This is a genomic window from Candidatus Neomarinimicrobiota bacterium (assembly GCA_012964825.1).
In the GTDB taxonomy this organism is placed as follows: Bacteria; Fidelibacterota; Marinisomatia; order Marinisomatales; family S15-B10; genus UBA2125.
The window spans coordinates 1-2175 of record DTTI01000052.1; the positions used below are offsets into that span (position 1 = coordinate 1).

Genomic DNA, 2175 nt, shown 5'->3' on the forward strand with positions numbered 1-2175 from the left:
AAAAAGCAGTGGTTCAGCAATCATGTGAATTGTTTTTTAAGTTCTGACTTTCCTTACGATTTGGGGATACTGCCGTTGGACTTGTTCTGTGACCCTTCCACCACGTCCAGCAGTCTCTCGATGATATAATCGGTACGAATCTTGTTGAGCATTGTTATGACGAAAATACCGTACTCCTCATCAGGTAAAACTTTTTCGAACTCGTCGAAAATATCGGTGTTATCAAGAAAATTATCAATGTCTTCACCAGCTTGAAGTAATCCGTCAATATGGTCCTGGATCTCAAAGACATAATCTTTGAGTTCCGACCGGTTCAAGGATTTAAGGGACTGTGTCTTCATCCAAGAAGGGCGTCCTGCATCACCTCGTCAATCTGGTTGGATTTGACATGTTCTTTTGCATACTTCCTGTAGACATCCTCTTTGACAAAGATTTCAAACAGGTCGGGATCGATGTGGTAGTCATCCCGCATGAATCCCATGATCCGCATTGCCATGGAGATTTTTTTACCATCCTTGTATGGTCGGTCGGCGGCCGTGAGTGCCTCATACACATCGGCAATGGCCATAATCTTCGCCTGCGTAGACATATCGTCATGGGTCAAACCCTGCGGGTAACCTGTCCCGTCCAGCTTCTCGTGGTGCCCACCGGCAAACTCCGGCACATTCTTCAAATGTTTCGGATAAGGAAGTTGGTTCAGCATATCAATAGTGATAACGATGTGGTCATTGATGATCTGTCGCTCTTCAGGAAGCAACGTCCCCTTGGGGATATTGAGGTTCCGCACATCTTCGTGTGTAAGGAACAATCGTCTTTTCCCATCCTGCCTGTAGGGATATTTACTGATGCCGATGACCTTGTCCTGAAGAGGTTTCGCCATATACTCCCCGCCCACATTGCACTCTTGGATGAACTTCTGGTCTTTTCTGATCTGGCGGAGTTTCGCGTTGTATTCACGTTCCAGCTGTTTCGCCTCGCCGTTCTTGGAAGATTTCTGGTTCACCAATTTTTGGAGATAGTCGATCTTGGCATCCCTCTTAAGCACCTCGAAACGAGTATCGATGGTGTCGATACGGTCGAAAATGGTTTCCAGCTTGGTCCCCTTGTCCACCACGTGGGTTGGCGTTGCAACTTTTCCGCAATCGTGAAGCCATCCGGCAATGTAGAGTTCGTACCGCTCCTCCTCTGTCATGCTGAATTCCTTGTAGGGGCCGTACTTTGCTTCTTCAACGGCGTCGGCCAGCATCATGGTGAGAACAGGTACCCGGGTACAGTGACCACCTGTGTAGGGTGATTTCCTATCAATGGCCGTGGCAATGAGCTTAATGAACGCCTCAAAAAGTTCTTCCAGCTGTTCAATAAGCTGCTTGTTGGTGATAGCCACCGCCGCCTGGGAGCAAAGAGATTCCACCAATTTTTGTGCCTTTTCAGAAAAGGGGATCACTTTTCCTGTGTCCGGATCCTGGGCGTTTAAAAGCTGAATAACGCCGATTATCTCATCCAGATGATTCTTCAGAGGAACTGTGAGAAAAGAGGTTGACCGGTAGCCTGTTTTATCATCAAACATCTTGGTACCGGAAAAATCGAACCCTTTTGCTTTGTAGGCGTCGGGGATATTGATGGTCTTTCCCGTCAGACTGGCGTAGGCAGCTATCATGCTGTGGTTCGGCTTGCCGTCTTCCAAGTAGAGTTTTACGGGATAGAAAGGAACCTCTTCACCGCTGGTACCACCCATGTGGAAATTGAGGGAATCCGTTCTCACAATCTCAAATTTCAGCCGCTCGTCATCCGCCGTCATATAGAGAGTCCGACCGTCACAGTTGGTGATCCGTTTTGCCTCTTCAAGGATCATTTCCAGCAGTATGGGCATATCCTTCTCCTTCGAGAGGGCGAGCCCGATCTCGCTCAATTGTTCGATCTGTTCTTCCAGCAGGGAAACATAGTCCCGCACTCCGGAAGCGGCATTTTTCAGGATAGCGTCTCTGTCAGCTGTAGCCAGAGATTTCATTTTTTTTCCATTCATTTTACTCATTGTAACAGAACCCTTGTGTTTGAATTCAAAAACTGAGGTTGTTGAACTTATTAACTCACTGCTTCTTTCTCAAGAGAAAGCGGAAGAGAGCTTCAAGGCAGCCAGTCCAGGAAGCGATAGTAGCGGCAGACGATAGGCAGGAA

Annotated in this window: 2 protein-coding genes; both read right to left on the minus strand. The window is 47.5% G+C overall.

All coding sequences use genetic code 11. The features are described from left to right. Positions 1–53: 53 nt before the first annotated feature. On the minus strand, positions 54–341 hold the full coding sequence (locus EYO21_05345) for a hypothetical protein (GenBank protein ID HIB03231.1): 288 nt from the start codon (positions 339–341) through the stop codon (positions 54–56). Next, positions 338–2008 carry a GAF domain-containing protein gene (locus tag EYO21_05350; protein ID HIB03232.1) on the minus strand — a complete coding sequence of 557 codons (1671 nt, stop codon included), beginning with the start codon at positions 2006–2008 and terminating at the stop codon, positions 338–340. Before EYO21_05350 ends, EYO21_05345 begins: the two co-directional genes overlap by 4 nt. Positions 2009–2175 lie beyond the last annotated feature (167 nt).